At 46.4% G+C, this 23186-nt stretch carries 23 protein-coding genes, 1 pseudogene and 1 other annotated feature; of the genes and pseudogenes, 1 reads left to right on the forward strand and 23 read right to left on the reverse strand.

From position 1 onward, the window contains the following. Positions 1-83: 83 nt before the first annotated feature. From CES79_RS06155 to CES79_RS06260, 23 genes and pseudogenes are all read right to left on the reverse strand, one after another. On the reverse strand, positions 84-1220 hold the full coding sequence (locus tag CES79_RS06155) for a nucleotidyltransferase (RefSeq protein WP_089136628.1): 1137 nt from the start codon (positions 1218-1220) through the stop codon (positions 84-86). A gap of 31 nt (positions 1221-1251) precedes the next feature. Beyond that, entirely contained in the window at positions 1252-1986 is a 735-nt protein-coding gene (locus tag CES79_RS06160; RefSeq protein ID WP_089136629.1) for a class I SAM-dependent DNA methyltransferase, read from the reverse strand. Then, entirely contained in the window at positions 1983-2339 is a 357-nt protein-coding gene (gene rsfS, locus CES79_RS06165; protein ID WP_054655001.1) for a ribosome silencing factor, read from the reverse strand. Before rsfS ends, CES79_RS06160 begins: the two co-directional genes overlap by 4 nt. 13 nt (positions 2340-2352) lie before the next feature. After that, positions 2353-2964, reverse strand: a complete 612-nt coding sequence (gene yqeK / locus CES79_RS06170) for a bis(5'-nucleosyl)-tetraphosphatase (symmetrical) YqeK (RefSeq protein ID WP_089136630.1) — start codon at positions 2962-2964, stop codon at positions 2353-2355. Further along, on the reverse strand, positions 2957-3589 hold the full coding sequence (locus tag CES79_RS06175) for a nicotinate-nucleotide adenylyltransferase (RefSeq protein ID WP_089136631.1): 633 nt from the start codon (positions 3587-3589) through the stop codon (positions 2957-2959). Before CES79_RS06175 ends, yqeK begins: the two co-directional genes overlap by 8 nt. Positions 3590-3622: 33 nt before the next feature. Next, positions 3623-3937: a ribosome assembly RNA-binding protein YhbY gene (gene yhbY, locus CES79_RS06180; protein WP_089136632.1), complete on the reverse strand. Its 315-nt coding sequence runs from the start codon at positions 3935-3937 to the stop codon at positions 3623-3625. Positions 3938-3949: 12 nt separating this feature from the next. Beyond that, positions 3950-5089, reverse strand: coding sequence for a ribosome biogenesis GTPase YqeH (yqeH, locus tag CES79_RS06185; RefSeq protein ID WP_054654999.1), 1140 nt, complete (start codon positions 5087-5089; stop codon positions 3950-3952). Continuing rightward, positions 5073-5615 carry a YqeG family HAD IIIA-type phosphatase gene (locus tag CES79_RS06190; RefSeq protein WP_089136633.1) on the reverse strand — a complete coding sequence of 181 codons (543 nt, stop codon included), beginning with the start codon at positions 5613-5615 and terminating at the stop codon, positions 5073-5075. Before CES79_RS06190 ends, yqeH begins: the two co-directional genes overlap by 17 nt. A gap of 138 nt (positions 5616-5753) precedes the next feature. Beyond that, the gene (gene rplT / locus CES79_RS06195; protein WP_089136634.1) at positions 5754-6107 is read right to left on the reverse strand and encodes a 50S ribosomal protein L20; all 354 of its coding nucleotides are present in this window, start codon (positions 6105-6107) and stop codon (positions 5754-5756) included. 70 nt (positions 6108-6177) lie between these two features. Further along, positions 6178-6375 (reverse strand): 50S ribosomal protein L35, encoded by a 198-nt coding sequence (gene rpmI / locus CES79_RS06200; protein ID WP_054654993.1) that lies wholly within the window; start codon positions 6373-6375, stop codon positions 6178-6180. 30 nt (positions 6376-6405) lie between these two features. After that, positions 6406-6927 (reverse strand): translation initiation factor IF-3, encoded by a 522-nt coding sequence (gene infC / locus CES79_RS06205; protein ID WP_089136635.1) that lies wholly within the window; start codon positions 6925-6927, stop codon positions 6406-6408. A 40-nt stretch (positions 6928-6967) separates the two neighbouring features. Continuing rightward, positions 6968-7098 (reverse strand) — a sequence feature (ribosomal protein L20 leader region). Positions 7099-7215: 117 nt separating this feature from the next. Further along, complete coding sequence (gene thrS, locus CES79_RS06210; protein ID WP_054654991.1) at positions 7216-9159, reverse strand: threonine--tRNA ligase; 1944 nt, start codon at positions 9157-9159, stop codon at positions 7216-7218. 357 nt (positions 9160-9516) lie between these two features. Beyond that, on the reverse strand, positions 9517-10443 hold the full coding sequence (dnaI, locus tag CES79_RS06215; protein ID WP_089136636.1) for a primosomal protein DnaI: 927 nt from the start codon (positions 10441-10443) through the stop codon (positions 9517-9519). Positions 10444-10445: 2 nt separating this feature from the next. After that, the gene (locus CES79_RS06220; protein WP_159459468.1) at positions 10446-11807 is read right to left on the reverse strand and encodes a DnaD domain protein; all 1362 of its coding nucleotides are present in this window, start codon (positions 11805-11807) and stop codon (positions 10446-10448) included. A 14-nt stretch (positions 11808-11821) separates the two neighbouring features. Next, positions 11822-12328: a transcriptional regulator NrdR gene (gene nrdR / locus CES79_RS06225; protein WP_089136638.1), complete on the reverse strand. Its 507-nt coding sequence runs from the start codon at positions 12326-12328 to the stop codon at positions 11822-11824. A gap of 30 nt (positions 12329-12358) precedes the next feature. After that, positions 12359-12988, reverse strand: a complete 630-nt coding sequence (gene coaE / locus CES79_RS13080) for a dephospho-CoA kinase (RefSeq protein ID WP_225362334.1) — start codon at positions 12986-12988, stop codon at positions 12359-12361. Positions 12989-13024: 36 nt separating this feature from the next. Then, positions 13025-13834, reverse strand: a pseudogene (gene mutM / locus CES79_RS13085) (bifunctional DNA-formamidopyrimidine glycosylase/DNA-(apurinic or apyrimidinic site) lyase); the annotation flags it as partial. Positions 13835-13855: 21 nt separating this feature from the next. Continuing rightward, the gene (gene polA, locus CES79_RS06235) at positions 13856-16516 is read right to left on the reverse strand and encodes a DNA polymerase I (protein ID WP_089136640.1); all 2661 of its coding nucleotides are present in this window, start codon (positions 16514-16516) and stop codon (positions 13856-13858) included. Between the two features lie 166 nt (positions 16517-16682). Continuing rightward, positions 16683-17387, reverse strand: coding sequence for a Bax inhibitor-1/YccA family protein (locus CES79_RS06240; protein ID WP_054654983.1), 705 nt, complete (start codon positions 17385-17387; stop codon positions 16683-16685). A 118-nt stretch (positions 17388-17505) separates the two neighbouring features. Further along, a complete protein-coding gene (gene murC, locus CES79_RS06245) occupies positions 17506-18837 on the reverse strand; it encodes a UDP-N-acetylmuramate--L-alanine ligase (protein ID WP_089136641.1) in 1332 nt (443 codons plus the stop codon). Positions 18838-18987: 150 nt separating this feature from the next. Next, positions 18988-21576 carry a DNA translocase FtsK gene (locus tag CES79_RS13165; RefSeq protein ID WP_089136642.1) on the reverse strand — a complete coding sequence of 863 codons (2589 nt, stop codon included), beginning with the start codon at positions 21574-21576 and terminating at the stop codon, positions 18988-18990. An 89-nt stretch (positions 21577-21665) separates the two neighbouring features. Then, entirely contained in the window at positions 21666-22301 is a 636-nt protein-coding gene (ytpR, locus tag CES79_RS06255) for a YtpR family tRNA-binding protein (RefSeq protein ID WP_089136643.1), read from the reverse strand. A 27-nt stretch (positions 22302-22328) separates the two neighbouring features. Then, the gene (locus tag CES79_RS06260) at positions 22329-22646 is read right to left on the reverse strand and encodes a thioredoxin family protein (RefSeq protein WP_089136644.1); all 318 of its coding nucleotides are present in this window, start codon (positions 22644-22646) and stop codon (positions 22329-22331) included. A 133-nt stretch (positions 22647-22779) separates the two neighbouring features. Here CES79_RS06260 and CES79_RS06265 point away from each other — a divergent pair, with 133 nt between their 5' ends. Beyond that, a complete protein-coding gene (locus tag CES79_RS06265; protein ID WP_054654979.1) occupies positions 22780-23106 on the forward strand; it encodes a PepSY domain-containing protein in 327 nt (108 codons plus the stop codon). Positions 23107-23186 lie beyond the last annotated feature (80 nt).

Raw genomic sequence — 23186 nt, forward strand, 5'->3', positions numbered from 1 at the left:
CCTCCTAACGCAACTTTATTATTATAACTATGGCTTGTGGGGATGTCAAGGGAATTTACATGACACGTGGCAAACAATTTCAATTAAACGATAACGGCGTGCCGCAGTCGGTCTTGATCGATACCACTCACCATCTGACGCAGCAAACCAGCCTGATAATCCAGCCGGTATGGACCATTGATCCAATCATCGGATACACGGGAAATTAACGGTAGCTCTGACCGTTTTTTCAGCTGGCTTAAGTGTTGCTGCCCAACACTGTTAAAACCCAGCACACGCGCATATCTGACCTCAGTTGGTAATTCCACCCGGTTGACCTGCAGCAGAATATACACGCAGAGCCGCTGCAACCGCGCATAGGTAAATCGTTTCGTTTTAGCATCACGCAAAAACTGTTCAAAGTTTGGACTAGTCAGTGCGGCCTGCTTCAGTCGATACTCAATGCCTTCGCTCATTTGATAGATCTCATGGAGGTCAGCCAATGATGTAGAAAGGATCTGATACCTCAAGTACGGCCAAAAATCGTCCCAGGTCACCTGCTGGTCCTCCCGTAATGCTGTGGCCGTTGCAGGTGACACCATTTGGTCAACGGCTGATTGCTGGCCGTTTTTTATCGCTTGGCGAATAGCCGCGCCACTGGCAATCGTCGCATCAGTATCAATGGCGGTCTCCTGATGAGCACTGCCCTGCCTCTTAATGGGTAGGATCTCCAGTGGCTGCTTTAGCTGCTGATTAGCTGCCACGTAACTAAATCCCAGGATATCGTTAGACGCCCGAAGATCCAGCCCAGTTTGTAACTGGAGATAGTCATTAAACAGTGTGGGATACGTTTCATCGAACCGTTTAAAATGACTAGCAGCATGCGCTGGCTGATTAGCGACCAGCTTAGCAAAATTAAGTTGCGGATGTTCAGCACCAAACGCTAAGCTGGTACAGCCTAATTGCGATAGTAACAACACGGCACCCTTCGCAAATAAATCGGCAGGCTGCACGGCAAATTGAAAGGGCAGCTCAATAACTAAATCAACGCCCGCAGACAGTGCCAGTTTTGTCCGCTGCCACTTGTCCAATAACGCCGGTTCACCGCGCTGCATCCAGTTACCGCTCATCACAACCACGGTCACGTCAGCGTCAGCACGCTTCTGGGCCTGATCAAGCTGGTAAGCGTGGCCATTATGAAACGGATTATATTCTGCCACGATTCCTAATATCTTTGCGATACTGCCGCCCCCTCAAGCTCAGACGATAATCTTACTTAGTGCAAACAAAAAACCACCGCGTCGTATCAGCCTGCACGCTGGCTTGACCAAAATCAGCACTCACTTCAACCTGCTTAAAGCCGGCAGCCTTCAGCAACCGTTGATAAACAGCGAGTTCGTAGGTCCGTTCATGGTGCAGTTCAGCGACTTCATCATAGGCGTCCTTAGCCTCATTATAGGTAAAAAAAGTCAGATCATGGTCAACTGAATGGGGCTCGTCGCCGGCTTCACTGGACCACATGAACGCCCGATTCGTATCACGGAAATTATACATGTAGCCCGGATAAACGGTATCGGTTTGATGCGGCGAGATCACGTCAAACAAAAATTGCCCATCATCATCTAGATGACGTGCAACTTGCTCAAATGTTGTGGCCAGCGCAGTTTCATCAGGCAGATAACATAGGGAATCAGCAAAACAGGTCACCGTATGATAAGTGTCTAAATCACTCAGATTCAGCATGTTACCTTCAATTAACGGTAACGTCACCTCAGCCTCACGGGCGTGCTGATCAGCCAGACTGAGCATTTCATCTGACAGATCAAAACCAGACACGTTATAGCCGTCCTTTGCTAACAGTACGGCTAACCGGCCAGCACCGCAGGCCAATTCCAGTAACGGCTGCTGTTTATCTAAAACCCGCCGTTCAACAAATGATTGCCATTCAAGGTACAACTCGCTGTCAAACAGCTCATCGTATAGTTTGGCAAAGGTCTGATAGATCATGCTTCGACCCAATCGTCAACGTTAACTAGCGGTGCTTCTGACCATAATTTTTCTAAATTGTAATGTGCCCGTTCGTCCTTTTGGAACACGTGCACCATCACGTCGCCGAGGTCGATCAGGACCCAGCGAGCAGCGTTGCGGCCTTCGATCCGTTTAACTTCAATTCCGGCTTTTTCACAAGCTTCCTGAACATTATCAGTAATCGCTTGAACCTGACGGCCAGACGTCGCGTCAGTGATCATGAAGTAATCCGTGATCAAACTCACCTGCTGCATATCTAAGGCAACAATATCTTCTGCTCGCTTGTCTGAAGCGGCTTTAACAACAACTTCCAAAATATCTTTACTATTCATTAAAAATCCTCCGTTAATCTTTCAGTCCGCTTTGGGGAACCCAAGCGTTGTAAGTATCAATCGTTTTCGGATAAATCCGTTGATTATTTTCTAATAGGTACATCAAGGTATGCTTGGTCTGATACGCAACTGCTAGTTCAAGGCTTTGTGACGTCAGTAAACGCGCCTGCTCAACCCCATCGAAGTCGCGAGCCGGCTCAATGTAATCCGCCATGTAAATAATCTGCGCTAACGTCGTCATGTAACGGTTACCAGTGGTATGATAACGCACCGCATCCAAAATTTCTTCATCGTAGATGCCCAGCTCGCTCTTGATCAGTTCAGCACCGACCAGGCCGTGCCAGATGGCATTGTTCCAATTCACCAAGTCGGGATCTAGCTGATAGTGACGAATGGCCGCAATAAAGTCTTCATCCGGACGCTGTTTGGCGTAATCGTGAACCAAACCGGCAATCGATGCCTTTTCAACGTTTGCACCATACTGTTTCGCCAACTTGACCGCGGTGTGTTCAACGCGCTGAACGTGGGCAAACCGCGCCGGCTTTAACTGTTTTTCAATTTTAGCCAATAGCTGGTCACGGCTATCAGCTGTGTACCGACCCGTATACGTTACTTCTTCACTCATGATATAACTGTCGCTCCTTAATGTACTTTGCGACTGAATCCTTCACAAAGTACCTGATAGATTGTCCCTGTCTGATCCGGCTGCGGATCATGGATGAACTAATATCAATTAAAGGAATATCAACCCACAGGATTGGGTATTTAGATGACACCGGGTAGTTGCCGCGTCGCACACCAACGAATTGTACCAATTTAACTAAATCGTCGATCCGGTGCCATTTTGGCAAATAATCGACCATGTCACCGCCAATAATAAAGTAGTATTCATTTTCAGGATGCTTACGTTTCAATTCCAGCATCGTGTCATACGTGTAGCTGATACCGCCGCGCTGAACCTCCGCTAGTTCGATGCCAAAATTAGGGTTGTCGGCAATACTAGCCGCTACCATTTTGACCCGGTCAGCAGCATCAATTGCCACTTTCCGATCAACGTGCGGCGGATTAGCGTCCGGCATGAACAGTACCCGATCAAGTCCCAACTGCGTCATGACTTGGTCGGCCATGATCAAATGACCCACGTGCGGTGGATTGAACGTCCCTCCTAAAATACCAATGCGTTTCTTACTGACAGAAGCGGCTAACTGTTGCACAACCTTAGTCGCCGTTTGCTCGACTACCTTAACCATCGTGATTTCCCCTTACTTCAAACTTCAAAATGATTACGCTAATTTTTTAACTTGTAATGAAAGATCCTGATACTTCTCTTCTGATGCTGGTTGGAACAAGACTAATACCCGGCCAATCGTTTGGACCACTTGGATCCGCGTGTTGTTTTCAATATAAGCTTGAACCTCTTCGACCGTTTCATCAGCACTCTGCTGTAAATTGATCTTGATGAGTTCCCGCTTTTGAAGGGCACCGTCTAACTGGGCCAGCCAAGTTTGGTTAAGCCCGTTCTTACCAACGGAAAAGATTGGGTTTAAATGGTGTGCCTGCGCACGCAAAAACCGTTTTTGTTTACCTTTTAAATTCAAATTGATTTCTCCTTATATCATTGCTCGACGAACCACAACACCCACGCCTTCAGGGGCGTAGCCGGCAACCACCGTCCCAGCCGGAACGGTGATCCAGCCTAAGCCTTCAAAGACCAGGTCACTTTTATCAGTAATCTTAAACTCGTGTCTCACCAGTGGCGGCAGGTCATTATCGGGACTTTCTGGCGGTGTCAGCAGATCACCGACGTGCTTGTCATAAAAGTTATCGGCATTCTCTAACTTAGTCCGGTGCAGCGGTAACGTATTTTCAACGTACACGGTAAAGCCGTGCTTGGGACCAGAAACATAGTCAAACCGCGCAACCCCCGCTAAAAAGACCGTTTGCTGAGCGTTTAACTGATAAACTTTCGGCTTGATCTGCTTTTGCGGTGTCACGATTTTAAGTTCTTTGCCTGATAAATAATGAGCCATTTGTGACGGATGGATGATCCCTGGTGTATCCACTAACTTGTGGTCATCACCCAGTGGGATTTCAATCTTATCCAAGGTCGTTCCTGGGAACCGTGACGTGGTGATCACGTCCTTGGCACCGGTGCTGCGACGGATAATTTGATTGATCAAAGTTGACTTTCCTACATTAGTAACACCCACGATGTAAACATCCCGGTTACCACGGTGCTTATCGACCTTTTCTAAAAATTGATCCACTGATTGATTGGTTTTAGCCGATAATAGGGAAACATCAATGGGCCGAATCCCCTGTTCATTGGCACGTTGCCGCAACCAGTCACGTAACTTTGACCGGCGTAATGAACTTGGCAATAGATCTTCTTTGTTGCCCACTAACATGACCGGATTATCACCGACAAACCGGTGCAGGCCAGGAATGATCGAGCCGTTAAAGTCAAAAATATCGACCACGTAAACGATCAAAGCGTTAGCATCGCGAATTTGCGTCAATAACCGCAGAAAATCATCGTCTGTCAGGCCAACCGGCACGATCTCATTGTAGTGCCGTAACCGAAAACAGCGCTGACAGTAAAGCTCACCGGTTTCAAGCCCTTTATCTAACGCCGACTTTGGGGTGTAACCAGGACGATTTTTCTCCGTAGTCTGAATCTGGGCGCCGCAACCGATACAATAAACGGTTTCGCCATCAACTAACACTTCATCTTTATTTGTTTCGCTCATGAATTAAGTCCTTTCGAAACTTGAGTTCTGGATGTTTTTTGCGCATTGCGTGCATCACAAATCGTTCAAAGAAGCGATTGATCTTCGTGTTCCACGCATCGCTTTCAATGATTGGTCTCACTAAAATACTTGGGATGCCGCTAAAATTAGCAGCAGCCACATCTGTGAGTAATTGATCGCCAACCATCACAACTTCATCTTTACTAACGTGGTAGCGGCGCATTGCCCGCCGAATACCACCGGAAAATGGTTTGAGTGCACGGGAAATGAAGGGTAACTGTAAAGCAGCCACCGCCTTTTTAACCCGGCGATGGGAATTGTTTGACACAACCACCAACTGAATGTTCTCACGTTCTAACGACGTCATCCAGTCTCTTAGCTCTTCAGTCCCATAAGGATTGTTCCATGCAATGAGGGTGTTATCAAGATCTGTCAGTACCACTTTGACCCCTAATCGCTTCAATTCCTTAGGGTTAATATCATAAGTCGCATTGATCATCCAAGTTGGTGTAAATTGTGCTAACATTTACAGACTCCTTTATCCTATTACTGAAAGTTTATTATACGAGATTTTTACCGACATTACTACGATTATGGCGTTTCTCTACCGAATAAAACAAAAAACGAGGTTGGAAGTCTTCATCCAGCCTCGTTTAGGTTTAAATTATAATGCCTTTTTTGCTTCGTCAGCTAATGCCTTGAAAGCATCAGCATCGTTAACAGCTAAGTCAGCTAGCATTTTACGGTTAACTTCGACGTTAGCTTGCTTCAAGCCAAACATCATCTTGCTGTAGCTTAAACCGTTGATACGGGCTGCAGCGTTGATCCGAGCAATCCAAAGACGACGGAAGTTACGCTTGTTGGCCTTCCGATCACGGAATGCGTATTGGCGACCCTTCATGACTTGATCCTTAGCAACCTTAAACAAACGGTGCTTTGAACCACGGTAGCCCTTAGCTAATTTAAGAATCTTTTTGTGACGTGCGCGTGTTACTGTTCCACCTTTTACTCGTGGCATATTGAATTCCTCCTAATACTTACGGTTATCATCGTTATAAACGATTAAATTGTGTTCCCTCTTATCAGAATTACTTTTGCAGTAATTGACGGTAAGTTTTCTTAATCGTGTTAGATTTCATCATTGAAGTCCCACGTAATTGACGACGTTGCTTCTTAGTCTTACCGTGGAAACGGTGACTCGTATAAGCATTCGCACTCTTAATGCCGCCCTTGGCGGTAACCTTAAAACGCTTGGCACTGGCGCGGTTTGTCTTCATCTTTGGCATAATCGAAAATCCTCCTCAAATACTAAACAACTAGTCTTCTTTTTTTGGTGCAAGCATCAAAAACATGCTCCGTCCGTCCATCTTAGGGCGTTGTTCAACAGAAGCTACATCGCTTGTTTCTTCAGCCATCCGGTTTAGAACTTGACGGCCAATATCCTTATGGGTAATGGCACGACCTTTAAACCGAATTGAAACCCGAACTTTTTCACCCTTACCCAAGAACTTCTTAGCGTTCTTAAGCTTAGTATTGAAATCGTTCGTATCAATTGATGGACTTAAGCGAACTTCCTTAACGCTAACGACCTTTTGCTTCTTGCGGGCTTCACGTGCTTTCTTTTGCATCTCGAAACGGTACTTCCCGTAATCCATGATCCGGGCAACCGGTGGCTTTGCTTTCGCTGCCACTAAAACAAGATCTAAGTCTGCATCTTCAGCCAGTTGAAGCGCATCACGCTTACTCTTAATGCCCAGTTGTTCGCCATCATTACCGATCAACCGTACTTCACGAGCGCGGATTCCTTCGTTAACCATCATATCGTTTGCTATGGTCATTCACCTCCGAGTGAGTTTAAAAACAATCAAATATAAGTCTTGCCCAAATAAATAACGGGCACGCAATTGCGCACCCGTTAAATACCCAAACCCTTTCAGGTCCGGTTTATTTACGTATCAGCCAGGCAGCGTGAGCCACGAGGCGAGAAGCGGGTGCTTCTACTTACATTTTTTCAACTCCACTAATATACCATGACAGGCAATATTAGTCAAATCACTTGACTTTAAGCTCACGAATAACAAGTATATCCTTATTATTTTGTGTGTCAAGCCACTTTTCAAAAATGTTTAGCCCTTGTAATTACTGTAATGGGCAATGTCATCCAAAACTTCGTCTCTGAACTTGTCAGCGCTCATGGTCTCACTGTTTTGTTCACCATACTTACGAACACTAACGGCCTCATCAGCCATTTCTTGATCACCAACAACCAAGGTGTATGGAATCTTATGCGTTTGAGCATCACGAATCAAGTAGTTCATCTTTTCACCACGGTGATCAACTTCAGCACGAACACCGGCAGCCAACAATTTCTTGCTGAGGCTTTCAGCGTATTTACCATGTTTGTTGTCACTAACAGGGATGATCTTAACTTGCTTAGGAGCTAACCAAGTTGGGAAAGCACCCTTATAGATTTCAGTTAAGTAAGCAATGAATCGTTCCATAGTACCAACGATCCCACGGTGAATCATAACTGGACGGTGGTCTTCGCCATCAGCACCAACATACTTCAAATCGAAGCGGTCTGGTAACATGAAGTCCAATTGAATGGTTGACATGGTTTCATCATTACCCAAAGCAGTCTTAGTTTGGATATCCAACTTAGGACCGTAGAAAGCAGCTTCACCTTCAGCTTCGTAGTAGTCCAGGCCAAGGTCATCCATGGCACCCTTCAACATGGTTTGGCTACGGTTCCACATTTCGTCATCATCGAAGTACTTTTCAGTGTTCTCAGGGTCACGGTATGAAAGCCGGAAGCTATAATCGTTAATGTTGAAGTCCTTGTAAACGTCCATGATCAAACGCAGAATCTTCTTGAATTCGTCTTGGACTTGGTCCAAAGCAACGAAGGTGTGGCCATCGTTTAAAGTCATTTCACGAACCCGTTGCAAACCTGATAAGGCACCAGACTTTTCGTAACGGTGCATCATACCTAGTTCAGCAATCCGTAATGGTAATTCACGGTATGAACGAATGTGGTGGTTATAAATTTGAATATGGCTTGGGCAGTTCATTGGCCGCAGTTCAAGCATTTCGCCATCACCCATGTCCATTGGTGGGAACATGTCTTCACGATAGTGGGCCCAGTGACCAGAAGTCTTGTACAGGTCAAGGTTGGCAAGCACTGGGGTGTAAACGTGTTGGTAGCCATCGGCAACTTCTTTATCGATGATGTAACGTTCGATGGTCCGACGAATGGTAGCACCGTTTGGCATCCAGTATGGTAAACCGGCACCGACTTTAGGATCAACGAAGAAGAGATCCAAATCATTACCAATGACACGGTGGTCATGTTCACGTGCTTCTTGACGGGCTTGCAAGTCAGCATCAAGATCAGCTTGCTTGTAGAATGCAGTCCCGTAGATCCGTTGGAGCATTGGGTTAGATGACTTACCTTCAAAGTAAGCACCAGCAACGGATAACAGACGGAAGAACTTGATGTCGCCAGTGTTGTCGAAACTAACACCGCTAGCTAAGACGGAAACACCATCGATTTCGTAAAATGGAAATTCAGTCTTGTCACTGTCTTCAACCAGCTTAGCTTCGTATGAAGTGCCTTCAAGCTTCTTCAAGGCATCCGCCTTGCTGACGATCACGTGCTTGATAGCTAATTTTTGATTGATGAAAGCTTGGACCTTGTCAGTAACGGCAGGCAATGAATCAACACTGACCTGACCATCCTGCTTATCAGTATCCACGTAAAAGCCGTCTGCATCGCCGACTTCTGAACCGAACTGAATCTCAGGGAAGGTTTCCTTCAAAGCAACCTTAGTGAGTAAGGCAACGGATTGACGTAAAACTGCCAAGCCGTCTGCGCTGTCCTTCGTCACGATTTCGATCTTACCGTCGCGCTTTAGAGGGGCGTTCAAATCGATCAATTGACCATCTAATTTACCGGCAACCGCCTTTTTAGCTAAACTGATAGCGATTGACTGTGCCACATCCTTGGTCGTTGCATTGGCATCAAACTGTCGTTGCTTGCCATCTGGGAACTGTAACGTAATATCTGCCATTCTACTCTTCTCCTTTTATCTACTTGCTTCAAATGCTGAAAACCACCGAACCCGTGAAACTAAAAAATCCCGGTATGCACATTACTGTACATACCGGGACGTCTCTACGCGGTTCCACCCGAAATTCATCTGATTCATACTGCGAACCAAACCTTCATTCAGTGATAACGGGACAGCCGATGCGGTATTTCCACCGCACATTCGAGAAAGTGGTAACTTAGAATCGCTCACAAAGCACTTCCAGAAGTGGTGCTTCTCTCTTGGAGAGTTCAGCTAAATCTTGTCTTTCAAACATTTAAATTTCTTTGAATTTGATTACAATTCACATTAAACCACTTTGAAAAATAAGTGTCAACTCTATTTTTGTCGACGGTTTTCACCAATCATTTCAATTTCCTGCGATAAGAAGCGAATTCGCTCCATCAGCCGTTTGGCCTTCAAGGGCTCTACGTCGCCCTTTTGCGTCTCAGCCAGGTGCTCCGTTTCTAACTGTTTCATTGAAAAATTCGATGAAAAGAAAGTTGGTAATTCGTTTTGCATCCGGTATTCCAAGATGACACCGAGAATATCGTCACGGACCCAAGCAGACATCGCGTCAGCCCCAATGTCGTCGATCATCAAAATCTGCGCCTGCTTAACATCATCCAGCCGGCCAGCAACCTGATTGCTGGCAATGGCATTCTTCATTTCAACCGCAAAACTGGGGAAATGCACCAGCGTGGTCTTGATGCCCATATCGGCCAGCTGATTAGCAATCGCACCCAGTAAATAAGTTTTACCGACACCAAAGCTGCCATACAGATAAAGGCCCTGATGGAAATGCTTTTGATCCTTCGAATAAGCTTCAATGAAAGCCACCGCTGCCTGTAAGGCCTGCGTCCGATCCGCATCGTTAATAAAATCATCAAACGTGGCGTTTTTGACCAGTTTAGGCATCATGATGGCATTGACCCGGCGCTTCAAAGCCGCCTGTTTTAACTTGTCTTTTTGCGCATCCGTGGGCTGATAAGACACTTCAACCAGATGGTCGCTTAGGACTAATTTGGGTTCATAGCCGGGCGCAAACGTGGTTTCTCCCGCAGCCAGCTTATTGCGCTCGTTAACGTATTCATAAAGCTTAGCTGACGAACGGTCGATCTGTTCAGCATTCAGCTGATCCGCATGCTGCTTCAAAAAGGCCTGCACGTCAGCGTCCTGATACACGGTATTCATCAATTTCTGGTAATTAGCATTGAGCTGGTGCTGATCCATGTAACGTTTCATCGACTCACTGATATTTTCCATCGCTAATCACCTCCATTTCGCAGTTTTTTGAGTTTATTCAGCTGCGCGTTAAATTGCTCTTTGTCAGACTGAGTCAACGGCTTTTTAGTGGTTGGCTGATAGTCGTTTTTCGCCCAGTCTGGCAAAGTTTCCTTGATATTTTTCTGATTATTTCGGCGCCGGCCCACTTTTGGCTTCGCCCGTTCCGCCTTGAACTTGCGGATGCTGGCTAACGCGTCCTCCGGTGTCTTAACACCGTCTTGGGCCCAACGGTTAGCAACCGTATCCGTCAACCGCTGAGTAATCGTTGGATTATTCAGGTCGATCAGCACTTCGTAAATTAAAATGTTGATTACCGGGCTAGAAAAGATCTGCTTGCTGGCGATCTGTTCAACGATCCGCTGTTCACCGCTGGCAACGTAGCCGCCCTGCTGCTGCCTGATCTGCGCTAAGAAAGCCATCGGTTCGTACTGCTTAGCTGCGGCGATCAAGGCCGTTTCTTCTTGGCTTTCACTGGCTTTTTTGGCAGTGACCGCCTTTTGCGATGCCACCACCGGCGTCGTTTCGCTCTGATAAGCTGCTGCGACCGTTCGCTTGAACTGTGTCGCATCCAGTTTATTGGTCGCCAAATTAGTGGCATCGCCAATATAGCGCGCCATCTCAGTTTCATCGATGCCGTACAGCAGGTGTTCATTGATAATCAGCTGGCGATACTGCTGCAAATCGGTTAAATCAATGTAGGATCGTTTCAGCAGCTCAGAGAGTAACCCAAAATCAAAGTCGGGTGCCGTGGGCTGTTCAGGCTCCACAGATGTTTGGCCTTGGTCAAAAGCCGCCTTAGTAGTTTCAATCAGCTTCGGCGGCGTGGCAATTAGCCGATTATCCAGCGAAAAAACGTCTAAGAACGATTTCGAGATCTCATGCCACTTATCCCGTTTCAGTTGGCGTGGCAAAAAAGCCTGCCGCAGACGTTCAAATTGCCGTTCACCAACGACTTCTAATAGCAGCAGGCTTAACAGATCATCCTTGAAAAACATCTCACCGCTAACCGGTTGCTGCAGTTCATAGATCAACTCCGGCATGCGGTCTGGCTGATTTTCATACGTGCGCAATAGACTAGCTGCTTCTAACCGCTGACGGGCCGATTCAAGGGCCGTCATACTGATATTTAACAGTGCTAAGAGGTCCGTATGGGTAACCTCAACTTTTAAATCAGCCGTCAAAGCGACCTGGCGCCACATCACGGTTGCCAGGCTATAGGCTGACACGCCTAAGATTGGCTGATAGAGGAGGTCTAATACCCGTCGACGTTCATCTTGAAGCCGCGTCGTGGCCACAATGGCAACCGTCGTTTTTGGCATGAGTGGCTGTTTTGGCTCCACCATGATTATGCCCCGTTTCATTTCGACTTGTCTGATTGATCGGATTTATCAGAAGAAGTCCCTTTTTGCTTATCTTTTTTCATCACATCTTTGAGCTCTTCCAAAAAGACGCTCATATCCTTGAACTGACGGTAGACACTCGCAAAACGGATGTAGGAAATCTCATCGATATCCGCTAACCGTTTCATGACATATTCGCCGATCAGTTGACTGGAAACTTCATTTTCACCCAGCGCACGGACTTCGTTTTCAACTTCGTCCACCAGTTTGGTCATGACATCCATGCCCACTGGCCGCTTTTCCGCCGAGCGAATAATGCCCCGTAAAATCTTTTCACGATTAAATTCTTCACGGGTTCCGTTTTTTTTGATCACTAATAATGGTGTGGCTTCGATGCGTTCAAAGGTCGTGAAGCGAAAGCCGCAGTTTTCGCATTCACGGCGCCGTCTGATTACTCGGCCTTCATCCGTTGGCCGGGAATCAACGACCCGTGACCCATTATGGTGACAGTGTGGACAGTGCATAGTCTCACCCCTTATTCCTTATCATTCATTTTAGTTTTCAACACGTTTAGTTTTTTCTTTAATTAATGAGCCGAATCCGGCTTCATTCAGCCATCTTACCACTTGCGCTTTCGTTTTATCAACCGCATGACTGTTATCAATCACCACATCGGCTCGATTGGCTTTTTCAGCCAGTGGTAACTGCGCGTTGATTCGTGCCAAGGCGTCTTTTTTAGTCAGCTGATCACGGGCCATCAAGCGCTTTAATTGCAGCTGTGCTGGAATGGTAACGACCATAATCTCGTTGACGCCCGAAGCGCCGTGCGCCTCAAATAACGTGGGGGCGTCATACACGACCAACGGCACTTTACGTCTGCGATAGCCCTGCAATTTACGGACCACCGCCGTCTTGATCAGCGGCCCCATAATCTCATTCAACTGGGCCAAAGCTTTCGGCTGGCTGAACACCAAGGTGCCTAGCGCGTGCCGGTCTAGCGTGCCATCTGGTTGGATCATCTGCCAGCCAAAGGTACTTTGAATGGCTTTTAACCCCTTAGTCCCCGGTTCAACTACCTTACGGGAAACGAGATCCGCGTCAATGATCGGCACACCGTATTCTTTGAACAGGTCGCTAACGGCTGATTTGCCCGTTGCGATCCCGCCAGTCAGGCCAAGAACCATCGTCACGCCAGGATGTTCACGTAAGGCCTGGCAATCTGGGCAAAAATGAGTACCACGTTGGGCCACCTTGATTTTTTCAATCGGGGTCCCGCAACGAAAACACGGTTCACCTTTACGGCCATAGACCATCAAATGATTCTGAAATTCACCGGCTTCACCATAGGCCGTCGAGAACGAATGCACAGTGGTCCCGTGACCGGCAATTGCCCGGTTAATTTCCGTAATAATATTTTGTCGCAGCTGACGAATTTGAAATTCCGGGATCGTGTTAGCCGGCTGCTCCGGATAAATACGGCTTAACCACAGCGTTTCATCCACGTAAATATTGCCTAGACCAGCAATGTTACTTTGATCCAGTAAAAAGGGCTTAATCGCCTTTTTACTTTTACCAAAGATTTGTTTCATGTAGTCAACCGTCAGTGTTTCCGCCGTTGGCTCCGGCCCCATTTTTTTCAGACCAGAGACTAATTGCGTCTCCTCGCCCGTCTTTAACAGGTGCATCCGCCCAAATTTACGGGTATCGGTGTACCGCAGATCACGGTCGTCATCAAGATGGAACACCACGTGAGTGTGCTTTGTGATGGGGTTGCCAGCTGGCTGCACGTCGTACTTGCCTTCCATACGCAAATGCGACACCATGGTCAGTTCATCATTGAAGCGAAATAAGAGGTACTTTCCTCGCCGGTCGATGCGTTCAATCGTTTTGCCAGCGAGCATTTTTTTAAATTGATCAGCCTCAGGTGAGACCATTTTTTCATAATAAACATCCACGGTTGAAATTTTAGCGTGGCCCACTAGTCGTGTTAACCCCCGTCGAACCGTTTCAACTTCTGGTAATTCAGGCATCCAAGACACTTCCTTGTTTGGTTACTTTGCTTCATACCAAGTATTGCCATAATGGGATTCCACTTTTAATGGAATTTCCAGTTTAACGGCTGAATCCATCACGCTTGGCACTAATTTTTCCAGTGTGGGGATCTCCTCAGCAGGTGCTTCAAAGATCAACTCATCGTGGACTTGCAGCAGCATGGTCGCCTGCAGATCCTTGATCGCATCTTCCATGTTGATCATGGCAATTTTAATGATGTCAGCTGCACTGCCTTGAATCGGCGTGTTCATGGCCGTCCGCTCGGCAAATGACCGTTGGTTAAAGTTGCGCGCGTTGATATCCGGTAAATAACGGCGTCGATGGGCAATCGTTTCAACGTAGCCCTTGTCCTTAGCGGAAGCCACGATATCAGTCATGTATTTTTTAACGCCGGGATATTCTTCAAAATAAGTATCGATGAATTGGCGCGCCTGCTTACGGGTGATCCCAATATTTTGAGACAGCCCAAAATCACTGATCCCGTACACGATTCCGAAGTTCACGGCCTTCGCTTGCCGCCGCATATTCGGATCAATTTCGGCATCCGGTCCTAAGTGGAAAATACGCCGCGCGGTAGACGCGTGAATATCTTCACCTTCTCTAAAGGCTTCTTGGAGGTTGGCATCGTGAGTAATGTGCGCCAATACCCGCAATTCAATTTGTGAATAGTCAGACGAGAAGATCTGCCAGCCCTTGTGACTGGGGATAAACGCCTGACGAATGCGCCGGCCCTCTTCTGTTCGAATCGGAATGTTTTGCAGGTTAGGATCCACGGAAGACAGACGCCCAGTTTGCGTTAACGTCTGCAAGTAACGGGTGTGCACCTTCTGGTCGGTACTGTGAACCACTTTTAATAGCCCTTCAACGTAGGTCGACTGAATCTTAGAAATTTGCCGATACTTCAAGATGTTTTCAACGATTGGCGCTTCAGCGGCCAGCTTTTCCAGCACATCTACGGAAGTTGAATAACCAGTCTTGGTCTTTTTTATGGGCGTTAAGCCTAATTTTTCAAATAAAATGTGCTGCAGCTGCTTGGGCGAGCCAATGTTAAATTCTTCGCCGGCTTCTTGAAAAATGGTCTGCTGAGTCTGCGCTAACAGTTCAGTAAACTCACTTTGCATGGCTGTCAACCGGTCAGTATCCACCATGATCCCCGCAATTTCCATGTGCGCAAGGACGTAAGCCATTGGTAGCTCAAGGTCTCGATACAACTGAGTTTGTTCATTATTGTCAAGTTGCTTAAAGAGTGACTTCTTCAACGCTTCGATCGTGATGCCCTTGCGCGTTAAATGCTCAAAGAAGATTTGGTCATCGTCTGGAATGGCGCGTTTAGCACCCTTCCCGTAGACTTCTTCATCCGATTGAATCTGATGGTAGCCGTGCTGAAACGCTAATCGGCCAAGATCATTGCTGTTTTCGTTAGTATCCAGCAGATACGATGCCAGTAAGAGGTCAAAGTCAACGTGAGCCAAATGGATCCCCAACCGGTTTAAGCCAACGTAAGTCCGTTTGACGTCAAAAACGTCTTTTTGAACTTGTTCGCCACTTAATAAGGCCTTCAATGGGGCCTGTTTTAACAGGTCCACATCACGGCTCACAAACCACTTGTCGCCTTCACCGATCACAAAGCCTGCAAAAGTCGACGTATGATAATTCGCTTCAGGCATTTCTAGGTAAAACGATACGTGGTCGTTAAACTGGTCCAGGTCACTTAAATGATCAGCGGTCAGCACCGTGAACTTGACTGGTTTTAACCCCAAAACATCTTCATCACCAGAATCAGCGTTCATTTTATTTAAAAATGACTGGAAGTTCATTTCTTGGTAGAATTCGACTAACTCATCACGCTGATCACCCTTGTAAGCCAGGTCACTCAGTTTAATTTCAATGGGCGCGTCCCGGCGAATGGTTGCTAAATCACGGGATTGAAAGGCAGAATTCTTGTCTTCAATCAGGTGTTCCTTCATTTTTTTAGCGGTGATCTTATCAAGATTATCGTAGACCCCATCAATGGTATCGTACTTCTGAATCAAGGAAACCGCGGTCTTAGGACCGACACCGGTGACCCCGGGATAGTTGTCGGAAGTATCCCCTTGCAGCCCCTTGATTTCAATAATCTGGTTGGGGCGCACGCCTAATTTTTCTTCCACGTGTTCTGGGGTATAAGTTTCGACTTCGGTGACCCCTTTTTTAGACACGGCCACACTGGTTTTGTCAGAGGTCAACTGGGTCAAATCACGATCGCCAGTAAAAATGGTCGTTTCATAACCGGCTTCTTCGGCCTGCTTCGCCATGGTACCGATAATATCATCGGCTTCGTAATTTTTTAATTCATAAGATTTAATGCCACGAGCGGTCAATAGTTGACGGATCACTGGCATCTGCTCTAAAAGTTCTGGCGGGGTCTTGGAACGACCGCCCTTGTAGTCAGCATATTTTTTAGTCCGAAAAGTCACCTTACCCGCATCAAACGCTACCAATGCTTCGGTGGGCTTAACTTGTTCCAGCATAATGTCGAGCATCCGGTTAAAGCCAAAAATCGCATTGGTATGCAAACCGTCTGCGTTCGTGAAACTATTCAATGACGTGTACAGCGCAAAGAAAGCTCGAAAAGCCACACTGTTGCCATCGATAAGTAATAATCGTTTTGATTCAGTCATCGTTAGCCTCCGCAATTTGTCATAACTCTAGTTTACCAGAGAATTTAAGCAATTAAAAATCAGTTCAGTGGTAAATTAACCCGCTGTTATCTTAGCTTTCCAAATCAGCAAAAAAAGTAGCGCACAATGTACGCTACTTTTTTAAATGGTTACTGTTTTATTCAAATTAATCCCGGTCACCCATGCCACCAAAAATCTGCAGTAACAGGATGAACAAGTTAACAAAGTCCAGATAAAGCTGCATGGCACCGATAATTGCCAGCCCAGTCGAAGTGGTGGCACCGCCATCACTTTGTAAATAAAACCGCTTCATCTTTTGGCTATCTGAGGCGGTCAAAGCCGTAAAGATCACCACTCCAATGATGGAGAAGACAAACGCAATCAAAGAACTCTTCAGCCAAATGTTAATTAAAAAGGCAACGATCAATGCAATTAAAGCAGAAGTTGCTTGCGCACCAATTCGAGATAAATCACGCTTGGTTGCAACACCATAAACCGCCATCGCAATGAAGATCGTCGAGCTAGAAACAAACGCGCTGGCAATCGTCGTACCGGTGTAAACTAACGCGTACATCGACAAAATTCCACCGGTCAATAACGCGTAAACCATTAATAACACAAAACTAACGGCGGGTCGCTTCATTGCTTGACCACTAACTAGGAATGGAAAGACAAACCAAACAATGATTGGCACGATTCGATATGAACCGGTAAAGAGCGACATCAAGGATGGCGTGGTGGTGACGTAAAGTGCAGCCACTGCTGACAGCAGCACGGCTACCGCCATCCACCCGTACATCTTGGTTAAAAATTTGTTCAAGCCAACATCCGCATTGATCACGCGCCGCGGCTGTTCATCGAAATTGTTCATCAAGGTTCCTCCTTCTATGATCCTCATTAACGATACATTCTAACAATCTTAGAATAAAAAGCAATCAAAAACGATCGTCTGGGTTAGAAATAAGTTATCCTTTAGAAAATATTAATCATTAGTTATTCTTTAAAGACAAGTGACTCAATAATTCTTCATAAGCCCGTTCATACTTCTGAACATCGCCGGCACCCATAAAGACCACAACGGCATCATGGTAATCCAGCAGTGGTGACATGTTATCCAACTTCAGAATCTCGCCGCCCTTATTGATCTTCTTAGCCAAATCCGCACTTGAAACCTTACCGTTGGATTCACGAGCTGAACTGAAGATGTCAGTCAAGTAAACTTGATCAGCGTTATTCAAAGCCTTAGCAAAGTCGTCCATCAACGCAATCACCCGGCTGAAAGTATGGGGCTGGAAGACCGCAATGACCTTCTTATCGGGATATTTTTGACGAGCAGCGTCTAAGGTTGCCCGAATCTCTGAAGGATGGTGGGCATAGTCATCAATGATGGTCATGTCAGCGACTTTACGTTCAGCAAAACGACGCTTAACACCCTTAAAGCTTAGAATTTCATCTTTAATGGCATCCAGGTCGACCTCTTCAAAGTAAGCCACCGCAATAACCGCTAAGGTGTTCAAAACGTTATGTTCACCAAACAGCGGCACGTGGTAGTTGCCTAAAAATTCATCGTGATAGTAAACATCAAACTGTGAACCCTTAGTGGTCCGCTTAATATTGCGGGCTTGGAAATCATCCTTGTCACCGGTACCGTAATAGTAAATCGGCACATCCGACTTCAGCCGACGTAGATTTTCATCGTCGCCCCAAGCAAAAATACCCTTGGTCACTTGGTTAGCAAACGTCTGGAAGGCAGTGAACACATCGTTGATATCCTTGTAATAATCAGGGTGATCAAAGTCGATGTTGGTCATGATGGCATAGTCCGGCTTAGTGGCTAAGAAATGGCGCCGGTACTCGTCAGCTTCGTAAACAAAGAAGCGGGCGTTAGGTGTCCCCTTACCAGTTCCATCACCGATCAAGTAGCTGGTTGGTGCAATTCCGGACAACACGTGTGAAAGCAAACCAGTGGTGCTGGTCTTACCGTGGGCACCGGCAACCCCAATACTGGTATAGCCTTCAATTAACTTACCCAGGAATTCATGGTACCGGTATACCGGCAGACCCATGTCCCGTGCTTTTTTGATTTCTGGATGATCATCCGTGAAGGAATTCCCAGCAATGACCGTTAAGCCTTCGTGAATATTCGCTTCGTCGAATGGATAAACCGGAATCTTGGCCTGTTCCAGTCCGCGTTGGGTAAACGTGTACTGAGTAATATCTGATCCGGCTACCTTATAACCCTTGTCGTGTAAAATGAGCGCTAATGAGCTCATCCCTGATCCTTTGATTCCAACAAAATAATACGTGGTTGTGTTGTCCATCAAAATCCTCTTTTCATCGTTTCAATGATTTAATTTAGGCCGACTATTGCTGGTTAATCAGCCATCATTGGTCCATATCAATATTTTAGCAGAGCGAACACTTCTTGAACAGTGCATTTTATGCAATGTAACATGAGTGGCTTTCACTCTTTAATCGGTTCTGGGAGCCCGCATTTCAGCCAGCTGCTTCTCAGTGAGAAACACATCACGGGGTTTGGAACCGTTTTGTGCCGAAATATACTGCTTGTCTTCCAAAGTATCAATTAAGTTAGCTGAACGGTTGTAACCAATGGAAAAGACCCGTTGCAACTTAGAAGTCGAAACCGTCTTTTCCTGAACAATATAGTCCAAGACTTCCGGCAGTAACTCGTCTTGGCTCTCAGCGACTTGCTGTTTTTCCAGTAGACCATCCGGATCAAACGCATAGTGCGGTTTACCTTGCGTCCGGACAAAGTCAGTGACCCGGTCAACTTCCTTATCAACGTAGGTGCCTTGCAGCCGAACTGGTTGCGAAGCGCCGTTGCCGAGGAAGAGCATATCGCCCTTCCCTAGCAGCCGCTCAGCACCGGACGTATCAATAATGGTCCGTGAATCAACTTGTGACGAGACCATGAAGGCCACCCGCGTTGGAATATTGTTCTTGATGGTGCCGGTCACAATATCCACGCTTGGCCGTTGCGTGGCAATCAATAAGTGAATCCCAGCTGCCCGTGCCTTTTGTGTAATCCGCACGATGTAGTCTTGGACCTCACTAGAAGCCATCATCATTAAATCGGCTAATTCATCGATGACGATCACGATATATGGTAATTTTTGCACATCATTGCCCGTTAGTTCAGCGCGCTCGTTGTACTGTTCAATATTGCGAACACCAGCCGCTGCTAAGCGGTCATAGCGGTCATCCATTTCTTTGACCGCCCATTTAAGTGCTGCCGCTGCCGCCTTGGAATCAGAGATCACTGGTGACAGTAAGTGTGGCAGCCCATCATAAGGCGCTAATTCAACCGCCTTCGGATCGATCAGCAGTAACCGCAGTTGAGCAGGTGTTGCTTTGTACAGTAACGAAATCAGCAGACTGTTAATGAAGACTGATTTCCCGGACCCTGTCGCCCCGGCAATCAGACCATGTGGCATCTTGCGCAGATCATAGACTCTAGGCTGACCAAATAAGTCGACCCCAAGGGCCACAGTCAACGGTGACTTGCTGTCTTTAAAGGCTTTTGAGCCCAATACTTCTGACAGCATGACCGGCCGCGTCTTCGGGTTAGGAATTTCGATACCAACGGTGGTCTTGCCGGGAATTGGTGCTTCAATCCGAATGTCTTTCGCCGCTAAAGCCAGCTTCAGATCATCCGTCAAATTGGTAATTTTATTCACTTTGACACCCAATGCTAAATGAACCTGGAACTGGGTCACCGTTGGCCCCACCGTCCAGTCCACCACGTGTGCATCTACGTGAAAAGCCTGCAGTGTTTCATCAAGGACTTCACCTTGATGTTCGATCCATTCGTCTAACGCGCTTTCATCCGCCACGACGGGTTTAGTCAATAGCGACGTTGAGGGGAATTGATACCCCCGTTCATCTGAATTGACCTCACTCACTGGCTTGACCGTTGGCTTATCGTGAAATAATGCCAGTTTATTCATTTGCGAACTGGTATTTTCCTCTTGTAAAATATCGCCTAAAGAATGGCCCAAACCGTGTTCAGGCTGTGATTCTGGCTTCGACGGTGTTTTTTTCGGTGCTGGTGTTTTTGGTGTTGATGCTTTCGATTCCGCTGGTTTAGGCTCTGGCTGCTTATCAGCCGTCTGCACTGGTATCGCCGGTTGAGGATCAGTGACCGGCTGTTCCTGCTTGGGTTCGGTAACCGGTTTGGCTGCCAAAGCTGCAGCATTGGTCGGTTCAATCTGCGGTTGAACCGACTGTGATGAAACAGGTTCTTGATCTTCTGCAGAACTAGCTGTCTGATCTGAGACCTCATCATTTTCGTGAACTACTGCATCACTTGTCGTTGAAGCTGCTGAATCAGTGGTTGATTGCGCTGGTTGTTCTGCATCAACGGGCTTATCGGGTGCTGTTTCATCAACTGACTGTGTGGTTTGAATTTTCGTTTTCGATTGTTCATTATCACTAGTCTGAACCGGTTTCTGATCCTGGGCATGATTTTCTGATGTCTGCTCAGGCGCTTCTGATTGTTTAGTAGTAGCTGCTGACGTAACAGTCGAACTTTCAGGATCGTGATACTGGTCAGTTTTCGACTGTGGCTGAGCCTGCTCTAAATTCTGGTTTAAAGGCTCGCTACCATCGTCAAACAGGATCACTGCACTATCCTCTTTTTGAAAATAGCGTTTAATGATCGCCGGATAATCAATTCTCGGTGGCCGGCTCACGCTTCGATTAAGCTGCTGAGGAATCTTAGTTGGCCGAAACGGTGTCGAATTCCGCCTTTCATCTGGGCCTTGCGATTGCCTCTTAGACTGTCGCGGCACTTCACGTACCGGTGGTGTTTCGCGCTGACGTCGTTCTTCACGCTGGCGCTGTTCTTCTTGTTGACGGCGCTCTTCGTGCTGCAGCAGTTCTTGCCGCTGCGCCTCAGTTCGACGCATAATTGCCGGTTCTTCAGACGCCTCGTGTGACTGTTTACCAGGATCTTTAAATTGTGGTGACGCGGATTCTTGATCCGACTTGTCTGGTCGGCGATATCTCCGGTAAAAAGCTGGTCCATCATAGTGATTCATATTTAGTCATCCATTCAATATTCAAGTTAGTTAAGTTATCAATTCAGGGCAAAATAAAAAGGAGCCAAGGCCCCTTTCGCGTCGTTCATCTAACTGAATAAAGTCTGTGCCTTGTTAAAGTCAAATGGCGTTCCAACTTCGTAATCATCAGGTAAAATCAACGCGCCCGGCCGATCGGGTGCCCCAGGAATCTTTAATTCTCTTCCTGATGAAATCATACCATCACTTTCAACGCCACGCAATTTACCAGGCCAAATAATCTCGCCATTTGGCATCATTGCACCAACTTCAGCAACCACCACTTTAATATCGGCTTGCATGTTCGGTGAACCGGAAACGATTTGCAGTGTCTGCCCATCTTGAACCCGGGTCTTCGTCACTAATAAGTGGTTAGATTTAGGGTGCGGTTCAGCTGATTCGACATAACCGACAATGAATCTGGCGTCTAAATCGACCTTTAATTCCGGTTCAAAACCAGCATCAGCCAGCGCCTCATTCAGCGTGGCAACTTGCTTGGCTGATAAAAACACTTGGCCATTCTGATCGATAGGTCCTAAGATAGCTGACACATGAGCCACGTTATAGCCCAAGGTCGTATCAGTTTTAGGATCAAAAATCCGGGTAAAATCACCCTTAGTAACAACGGATTGTTCTTTGGCATCTGGTGCAACGTAGATAATCATCACGTCACCCAGTGCTTTTTGATTATAACTAGAAATTAACATGGAGCATCCTTTCAAAAGCAGGAGAACTTACAGTGCGTTAATAAAGTCTTCTACTTGCTGTTTTGTTTTGCGGTCTTTGTTAACGAAGCGGCCGATTTCTTCACCATTATTATACGCAATAAAGCTGGGAATGCCTAACACATTTAAGTCAACGGCCAGATCAATGTTTTCATCACGGTCAACGGCCAGGAATTTAAAGTCGGGATATTCAGCTTCAATTGCCGGCATTGCGGGCTTGATAAAGGCGCAATCAGGGCACCAGGTGGCTGAGAAGAACAGCATGTATCTGCCGTCCTTAATTTTTTCAGATAGTTGATCCTTTGTCATTTGCGGTAATTTTTCCATTGTGTACGCTCCTTTACTTACTTTTAATTAGTAAATTGATTATACATCATTTTTCAAAAAAAGACATTAATGTGGTATCAAAACGTAATTTGAGCTACCATAATACTAAACAACAGCGCAGGAGGAAACGCCTATGGAACTCAATGTCAAAGATTATCAGCAACTCAGTCTGCTATCCCTGTTAAGTATCTTATTTGGTTTTCTAATGGGAAAAACCGTGTTTACCCGTCAGTATCTGACACCGGATGCCATCCTAGCTCAGGTCAAACAGGCCTTTCGCAAGGAATCAACGATCGAGGGTACTTGGATCGATGAACATCCGCACAAGCACGCGCAATTTGCAATTCACACCATGGTTTATAGTGGCGGTCTTTCACGTCTGGAAGATAATCAGCTCGTTTCTTACGAGTTCATTGCGGATGCTAAGACCGGCAGCATTTTAAAAATGCAGCGTCTTTAATCGATTCGCATACGTCGTCAAATTAACTGAGCTGTTGACGTCATTTAATCATTAAATAATGCCCCACTGTAAATTTACAG

Source organism: Secundilactobacillus silagei JCM 19001, from assembly GCF_002217945.1.
GTDB classification, from domain to species: domain Bacteria; phylum Bacillota; class Bacilli; order Lactobacillales; family Lactobacillaceae; genus Secundilactobacillus; species Secundilactobacillus silagei.